The sequence below is a fragment of the Enterococcus mundtii genome (assembly GCF_002947535.1).
Taxonomy (GTDB): Bacteria; Bacillota; Bacilli; order Lactobacillales; family Enterococcaceae; genus Enterococcus_B; species Enterococcus_B mundtii_B.
The window spans coordinates 1-7,818 of sequence record NZ_PUAP01000049.1; the positions used below are offsets into that span (position 1 = coordinate 1).

Genomic DNA, 7,818 nt, shown 5'->3' on the forward strand with positions numbered 1-7,818 from the left:
ATTTTTTGAATGACTTTGTCATCATAAGTTACTTCACCGTTCATCGATTCTTCACTGCCCTTCACGTCATTTGACTGTTTGCTTGCTTCATGAGTTGGAGTATGCGTACCATGAGTGTTAGTATTTCCTTCATGATGTGGATGATCGTGGTGTTCTTTTTGATCATGCGCAACTTTTTCTTCTACATGTGGCACCACAGGATCTGGATGTGCAGATACTGGTGCTGTTTTATTTTTTTCATCTTTGATCCCTTGTGCTTGATTTGGCGTTGTTGGATCTGGATGTGCTGATTTCGGTGTATTTCCGTTTGTATTTGAATGATTGTTTTCCATGGTAAAGCCTCCTAAGATTTAAAGTAATGTTCTAAAATTCCGGTTCTTTTTAAATACATGCCAATGGCTACACCAAGCGCAACCATGATCACGATCAGCAATGTTTTAAAAAATCCGACAGCTACTAGTAAAATAGCTAATATCAATCCAAGCGCGCCACAAATAATTGGGAGCTTGTATGTCGAAAAGATCTCGTTCATTTTCTCTCCCCCTTACTGTACTCGTGAGTGTTCAACTCTTTTTGATTGTGGTGAGTCAAAACCGGTATAATTGATCAAGACATTTACAGGTTCATCTGTGCCGATGATTTGTTTTACATCGCGCTCAATATCTGTCATTAACGCTCCTGTTTTACCGATTAATGATGACGTACGTTTCAACTCGCCTTTTACTTTTACGTCAATTTTATTTTTTGTTGCTTTGATCGTTACTTTTGGGGAAGAAACAAATTCTTCTTTCGTCAATCGTGAACGAACCATTCCTTCGATCGCTTTTTTATCTAATGTCAATTCGCCGTCACCTTTTTTTAGTAAGAATGAACGGTAAGTTTTTGGATAGAATAATAATACTAGAATCAATATCAGTGTTAACACAGCAAACGCTGCGGTTACCCAAAAGACATATTGTTGTACATAAAAATTTGTTAACGATAGAAAGCGGAATTCTTCCCAGTTAAACGGCAATGGATAAACTGCGCTCAGCAACATAGCAAATATTAAAACTGATAGTAGAAGGATCAGTAAGATCGCTCCTATTGTTTTTGCTCCTTTGTTCATTGTCTCGCCCTCCTAGCTTCTTGTCACTGATTATAGATTAATGGCTTCTCCACCAGTGATACCGTAAATCTGTGCTGTGACATAGCTTGCTTTGTTTGATGCTAAAAAGACATAGACAGGTGCTAATTCAGCCGGTTGTCCCGCACGTTCCAACAAAGCTTGTTGTCCGAATTCAGGTAGATCTTCTTTTGGTTGACCTGCATCTAGTTGCAATGGTGTCCAGATTGGACCTGGTGCTACACCGTTGACACGGATGCCTTTTGGTGCCAATTGTTTCGCTAGACCGATCGTGAAGTTCGCAATCGAAGCTTTAGTTGCCGCATAATCCAACAAGTGTTCACTTGGATTGAATGCTTGGACTGAAGTCGTTGTAAGAATGGCTCCACCTGCTGGGATATGTGGAATTGCTTCTTTCACAAGTGCAAACATCGCAATGATATTTACTGCAAAAGTATCTTTTACTTGTTCTAAAGGAATTTCTGCAATAGATGGAGACGAAATTTGTTGCGCTGCATTAAGCACAAGTGTGTCTAATCCACCAAAAGCATCCACTGTTTTTTGGATGATTTCTTTTGGTGCAGCTTCATCTCGTAAATCATAAGGTAATAATAATGCTTTACGTCCAGCTTCCTCGATGTAATGCGCGACTTGTTGCGCGTCTTCTTCTTCACCTGGGAAAAATTGAATGGCTACATCTGCGCCTTCACGCGCAAAGGCAATGGCAGCCGCACGGCCGATCCCAGAGTCTGCACCTGTGATCAAGACACGGCGATTTTCTAGTTGTTCCGTACCTTTATAGCTTTCTTCACCGCAATCAGGTACTGGCTTCATATCCTTTTGTAAAGCGGGTGTTTCTTGATCCTGTTTTGGAAACTCTTCTGTGTGGTAAAGCTTTCTTGGGTCGATTAAATTTGGTTCTGTCATAATGATCCTCCTATTTTTAGTCATAACTGACGTTATAAATTTGGGCGTAAAAGCCCATATTAATTATTTTGTGTAATCTTTTCTAAATAAATGATACCCTAGAGCAGCAGCCGCAAGGATCGATCCTCCTAATACTAAGAGAAAACCAGTTGCTGAATCTTCTCCTGGTAATCCACCGGTATTCATCCCCCAAATACCTGCAATCATCGCAGGCACAGAGATGATCAACGCCGTAGAATCCAGATATTTCATCAGATGATTCAAATTGTTGTCCATCATACCATTGAACAGATCGCCAATACTTTCTAATAGATCTCGATAAATCAAAATCATCTTCTCCGTTTGGCGTTGCCTTAAACGAACGTCATAAAGTAGTTGTTCGTCATTGACACGTTCTTTGAATTCAGGTGTTTCCCATAATAGGTCCATCGTCTCTTTTTGGTCTCGCAACGTATGATCGATATAAACAATGTCTCTTTCTAAATCAGCTTGCTTGTACAGTTCCTCATTTTCTGTCGTTTTTCGAGCTTCTTGATCTAACGAATCAATACGCGTTTTCATTTCACGAAGTTCTTTGACAAAATGGGTATAGATATCTAATGCCGCATAAACAATCACTTTTTCGAAAGAATCGATTTTATCACCATGATGTTCAATCAATCGATCGATAAAATTGGTTTTTTCGTCCCGACAAGTAATCAATAAGTCATTTGATATGACGAACGACAATGGTGTCAGGCGATCTTCGATTTTTTCTTTTTCACTTGAAAGGTTGAGCAGTACTAAGGAAATCGGGTTGTTCAAACTTGTTCCTGATAGTTGTTCTAATCGAGAGACCTCTTCTGGATAAGTCATACCAACAAAAATATCTTCAGGAAGCTGGTAGATTCGAGTAACCTGTTCGATTTCCTCAGTATCGCTCGTATCAATAACAAGCCAATTAAAATGTTCTTCATCTGCGGCTATTACCTTCTTGTTTTCATCAATCAAGTAATATTCCAGCATGGTGAATCGTCCTTTCCAGTTTGCAAATCAACTAAAGAAACAATTAGTTAGTTTGATGTTATGATCTAATACAGCAATCTCATTTTCTAAAGAGAAACTATTCAGATCCTGGTTATAATCCATCGTCAAATATTTGCCTAAATAGCATTGTTCGCTTTGTGATGTGTAAATCTCTAGCGAAGGATGATTGATTTTTGTGACATACAGTCCAAATTCAGTAACAAAAGGGATAATTTGGAAAAAGCTACCTTTCGCACACGCGCCTTTGTCTCTAAGAAAAGGATCTTTACTATTGATCAATGCAAGTGCTAATTTTGATTGTGCACCTGCTTTTTCTTTCAAGATATCCATTGCATTTCTTGTCAGCGTGATTTCCATATCGATCATCTCCTCTATATAATAGTAATTTTTTCTATTATCGATCAATGACTCAATTCTGTATTCCGTTTAACACGAGCGTACATTGGATATTTAGGGAATGATTTAACACAACGAAAAGCGGTCATATTCGCATACTTTTCATAGTATTTTTTACTTGCACCTTTAAACTCTTCACTCCATGGTTTAACGTGTCCAGAGTAATGGATGATATAAGGCTCACGACGTGCTTCTTCGTACTCTTTTTCTCCTTGAGCTGTTGGATGTTGTTTTGCTTTCGCCATGATGTACCCTTGCGCATTCCATTTTGGATGTAAAGCAATCCAGCGATCATGTAAGATAGCATTCAAAGCATCTTGGTCATGGAATCGAAGTTTTTCTGGGTTTTCTTCAATGAAGTTAAGAACTTTTTTCGTGATATTTTGTTCTAACCATTTTTCAACATTGATCAACATCAATCCTGAGTTAAAGTAACGCATTGAGTCTGCTTCAATCTCCATTTTTTCAAGACGTTGGTGGAAACCAGCATCTTCAACTGCTGCCATGACTGCGCCGTTAAACTCTAGATCCCATAGTTTGCTGACATCATTTAACGCGATCATGTCACAATCCATATAAAGGACACGTTCAACATTTTTCCCTCTAAACAACTCAGGGATGGCAATACGATAGTATGCTGTTTCAGGGATACGATCACTTGTTACTAAGTTTTTGAAGAATTTTTTGTTGATTTTCAAAAATTCTACATCTGTATTCATTCGTGAATTCTTCACTGAATAGCGTAAAAGATTTTTACTTTCTAATTCAATATCATCATCAACCACATAGAATCGCACAAACACTTTTGGGTCACTATTTTCTAAAATCGACACGAACAGTGCTGCTAGATGAGGCACAAATTTTGTATTACAACTAGAGACAACTGCTACTTCTTTTCTTCTATTCATTTACCTCGCCTACTTTCATTAATACGCTATGCGCTAGATTTTTTAGATAGATTTGTGTATAAGGATGATCCTGCAATGTATTCCAAGGTTTATCATGCCCAGTGAAATGAACGATTGAAGGAGCTTCATTGCCACTCTTATATAGCTCTTCATATCTTTTATCTGGAGCTGGATGACGTTCAAAAATCAACGAACATTGCATATTCCATTTTGGATGAAGCTGTTCCCAATCTCCATATAAGACACCATTCAATGCGTCTTGGTCATGATAGATGATCTGGTCACCATTTTCTTTTAGGAATTGGATCGTTTTATCTGTAATATCTTTTTCGTTCCATTGATCGATATCGATCACCATAACACCTGAGTTAAAATAATATTCATCTGAATCGATCCCTAGACGCTTCAACGCTTTCGTTTGTCCTGGATCAATTACTGCCCCGATTGTTTTACCGTTCAATGATTCATCGTATAATGCAACGATATCATCTAACACTAAAACGTCTGCATCTAGATACAACACTTTTTTATAATTGTATTTTGCTAAGATTTTAGGTAGAGAAATTCTTAAATACGCAGTTGTTGTAATGTGGTCACTGACTAAGAAATCTTCATATACATCTTTCTCCACTGTCAAGAATTGGATGCTTGCATGTTCTGAGTTTTGTGCAACTGTCTGACGCAATCCCTCTTTACTATATTCTGATATACCATCATCAATTACATAAAAATATATATGTCTTGTCTTATTCGCATTTTCCAGTGCCGTTGCAATCATTACGCTTAGATAAGGAGCATAATTTTCATCTGAAGCAGTCACAACCGGTACAGTCCCATACTTAATCTCCATCAAAATCACTCCTTTTTTTAATCTTTTTCTAACCTGTTCTACATCTACAATATGCCTACTTTTTCCTGAAAGCAAAAGATATGCTTTGTTTTTTATGAATATTACCCAAAAATTGACCTTTTTTATGAAAATGAAAACGAAAACATTTAGATTGTTATGCTTTTTTATACAGCGGTCTTAACCATTTCCTTACTTATGTACTTTTCAGATTTTATGAAAAATCTTTTTTGAAAAAATTCAAGGAGCTAAAGCATTTTATTTTTATTTTAGAAGTTTCTCATTTAAGCTATTGGTGAAAGAAAAAAGACTAAGGGAGCGTAAAAAGATGAAATTAGCAGCAATTGATCTAGACGGGACCTTGCTTGATTCCCAAGGAGTTGTCCCCCAAGAAAATATCAGAGCGTTAAAAGCATTCGCCTCTAATGGAGGAATCGTAACGATCGCTACAGGAAGAAATAGTATTTCTGCAAAGGATGTCTTTGCACAATTAGGCGTTAGTGGCTATCTGATTTCTTCTAATGGTGCCTTGATATCCGAAATGAAAGATGGCGAGATCGATCATGTATTAAGACGTTCAAAAATTGAAGTTCCTACCCTAAAAAAAGCTTTTTATTTAGCAAAGGAAGCCAAAATATCAATTATCGCAAGCCGAGAAACACAAGATGACCAAATCACTTTTGACGAAAATGCCTTAGTAAAAGACGATCCTTATTATCAACACTTCAACTTACAAAACCATTCTTTCGAAGAGATCACAGCACAGTTGGACGATCCTTCATTGAGCTACTTGAAACTGGCACTGACGGATAAGAATGAGGAAAAACTACAAAAGATCCAAGTAGAATTGGAGAAAGAAGGAATTGATTCTGTCTTTTCAGACCCGCATTTCTTGGAGATTACTCCTAAAAATATTACAAAGGCACACTCTCTCTTATTTTTAACTGAGCACTTAGGATTATCTCCAGAAGATGTCATGGCGTTCGGTGACCAAGAAAATGACTTGGCAATGCTTGAGTTCAGTGGATTAAGCGTGGCTATGGGGAATGCGCAAGAACAGGTCAAAGCTTTAGCAGATGAAGTGACAGAAACCAATGACGAAGCTGGTGTCGCAAACTTTTTGAATGATCACTTTTTATAAGGAGAGATGACAGATGTTAGTCGTAATCGATATGCAAAATCATATTTTAGATCCATCTAGTGAATTTTATATAGAAGATGCTGAAGCATTGGTTGAACGAGTCAATACACGTTTGAACCAGGCACGTGCAGCGAATGAATACGTGCTATTCACTCGAGATATTCCTATCGAGCGTAAAGATGAGGCAGAGAGCGAAGACCTCAAAATCATTTCTGCACTCTCCCCTCTACCAAATGAGCGTGAAATCAAAAAATACTACTTCACTTTGCCTCCAGAAACGTTAACAGAGATCAAGCAGTCACTTTTTGAACGTAAAGAAGAACAAAAAACAATTGAAGTAGTTGGGATCGAAACCAATCTATGCGTATTGTCCAACACGATTGCTTTGCAAAGTGCCTTTCCAGAAGCTGACTTTATCATTGATTCATCTCTAGTCAGCAGTCGTGATCACGAGCCGCAAGCACTTAAACTTCTAAAAGACTTCAATGTCTACGTAAAAGAATAAATGATCTAAACAGTCAAAAAAAAAGATGGAATGAAGATTCCACCTTTTTTTTGATGTTTTTTCTCAAATAATGCGCCTACATAAGAATCATGTTTTTTATCGAAATATTTGTTCAGAATCGCATAACATGCTATCTTTTATTTAGTGAATATAAATCTAGTATATTCTCAAATAGAATAACTCAAACCACAATTTATGAACGAATAAAATATAGCTATGGGAGTTTATTTATTATGCTAGAATTGAGCCGACTTGCTTTTATTTTTCCTGTTTTTATCTTTGTACCCATCGTCTTTTCGTTTATCAAATGGACAAAAGAAAGAAAAAAAATCGCTTTGGCTAGTTTGCCTGCGATCTATTTTATGTACAAAGTATTAAATTATCAGTTTTTTGAACCCTTCCAGATCTTCACTTTCAATTTAGTTGGGTTCATTCTGTCCATACTCTTTGTCATTGGGTATTTATTTTATTTAAACAGAAAAAATAAACTTTAACTCTTACAGCTAATTTTTTAGAGAAAGGTGAGGTAAAATGACGATTGAAGAAGCGATTTTATTGGATACTCTGCATTGCCGTTTAAACTTCCTCAAAGATAAGAGGCATTTAACTACACCACAGGTTGCTGAAAAAGTGAACTTACCAATCGAGACATATAAAAATTATGAAGATGGAAAAAATGTACCTAGCATTATCGAGTTGATTTTTATCGCAGATTTTTACGATACGACCATCGATTATTTGATCGGTCGAACGGAAGCATCCTAAACAATCAAATGACTGCTTAAGAAAGAAGGAAAACTTATATGCGCTTATGGCACCAAAGCCTATTGCACTCGCTCCCGCGACAACAATTACTTGGACAACATCGCGAATGTTGTGCTTTGAGAGGGAATGGTTGGGGGCGAAAACATGCGACTGTCGATTATGTTTTTACTCACTCGCCATATAAATTATTTCAATATC

At 37.1% G+C, this 7,818-nt stretch carries 12 protein-coding genes and 1 pseudogene; 5 read left to right on the forward strand and 8 right to left on the reverse strand.

Going from position 1 to position 7,818, the window contains the following annotated elements:
* The 8 genes and pseudogenes from CUS89_RS14225 to CUS89_RS14260 form a co-directional block, all read right to left on the reverse strand.
* Positions 1-332, reverse strand: a pseudogene (locus CUS89_RS14225) (Asp23/Gls24 family envelope stress response protein); the annotation flags it as partial.
* Between the two features lie 11 nt (positions 333-343).
* Positions 344-532, reverse strand: a complete 189-nt coding sequence (locus CUS89_RS14230; protein ID WP_010735369.1) for a DUF2273 domain-containing protein — start codon at positions 530-532, stop codon at positions 344-346.
* Between the two features lie 12 nt (positions 533-544).
* A complete protein-coding gene (gene amaP, locus CUS89_RS14235; protein WP_065096363.1) occupies positions 545-1,108 on the reverse strand; it encodes an alkaline shock response membrane anchor protein AmaP in 564 nt (187 codons plus the stop codon).
* 30 nt (positions 1,109-1,138) lie between these two features.
* Positions 1,139-2,032, reverse strand: coding sequence for an SDR family oxidoreductase (locus CUS89_RS14240; protein ID WP_019723804.1), 894 nt, complete (start codon positions 2,030-2,032; stop codon positions 1,139-1,141).
* Between the two features lie 63 nt (positions 2,033-2,095).
* Complete coding sequence (locus CUS89_RS14245; protein ID WP_104872610.1) at positions 2,096-3,037, reverse strand: magnesium transporter CorA family protein; 942 nt, start codon at positions 3,035-3,037, stop codon at positions 2,096-2,098.
* A 27-nt stretch (positions 3,038-3,064) separates the two neighbouring features.
* Positions 3,065-3,415, reverse strand: coding sequence for an iron-sulfur cluster biosynthesis family protein (locus CUS89_RS14250; protein ID WP_104872611.1), 351 nt, complete (start codon positions 3,413-3,415; stop codon positions 3,065-3,067).
* A gap of 44 nt (positions 3,416-3,459) precedes the next feature.
* Positions 3,460-4,362, reverse strand: coding sequence for a glycosyltransferase family 8 protein (locus tag CUS89_RS14255; RefSeq protein ID WP_104872612.1), 903 nt, complete (start codon positions 4,360-4,362; stop codon positions 3,460-3,462).
* Entirely contained in the window at positions 4,355-5,212 is an 858-nt protein-coding gene (locus CUS89_RS14260; protein WP_065096359.1) for a glycosyltransferase family 8 protein, read from the reverse strand. The genes CUS89_RS14255 and CUS89_RS14260 overlap by 8 nt, the downstream gene beginning before the upstream one ends.
* 325 nt (positions 5,213-5,537) lie before the next feature.
* Here CUS89_RS14260 and CUS89_RS14265 point away from each other — a divergent pair, with 325 nt between their 5' ends.
* The 5 genes from CUS89_RS14265 to CUS89_RS14285 form a co-directional block, all read left to right on the forward strand.
* On the forward strand, positions 5,538-6,350 hold the full coding sequence (locus tag CUS89_RS14265; protein WP_104872613.1) for a Cof-type HAD-IIB family hydrolase: 813 nt from the start codon (positions 5,538-5,540) through the stop codon (positions 6,348-6,350).
* Between the two features lie 13 nt (positions 6,351-6,363).
* Positions 6,364-6,855: an isochorismatase family cysteine hydrolase gene (locus tag CUS89_RS14270; RefSeq protein WP_104872614.1), complete on the forward strand. Its 492-nt coding sequence runs from the start codon at positions 6,364-6,366 to the stop codon at positions 6,853-6,855.
* A gap of 233 nt (positions 6,856-7,088) precedes the next feature.
* Positions 7,089-7,349 carry a hypothetical protein gene (locus tag CUS89_RS14275; protein ID WP_104872615.1) on the forward strand — a complete coding sequence of 87 codons (261 nt, stop codon included), beginning with the start codon at positions 7,089-7,091 and terminating at the stop codon, positions 7,347-7,349.
* Between the two features lie 37 nt (positions 7,350-7,386).
* Positions 7,387-7,620, forward strand: a complete 234-nt coding sequence (locus CUS89_RS14280; RefSeq protein WP_104872616.1) for a helix-turn-helix domain-containing protein — start codon at positions 7,387-7,389, stop codon at positions 7,618-7,620.
* A 38-nt stretch (positions 7,621-7,658) separates the two neighbouring features.
* Positions 7,659-7,818: pyrimidine dimer DNA glycosylase/endonuclease V (locus tag CUS89_RS14285; protein WP_308726899.1), on the forward strand; the 160-nt coding region annotated here is incomplete at its 3' end.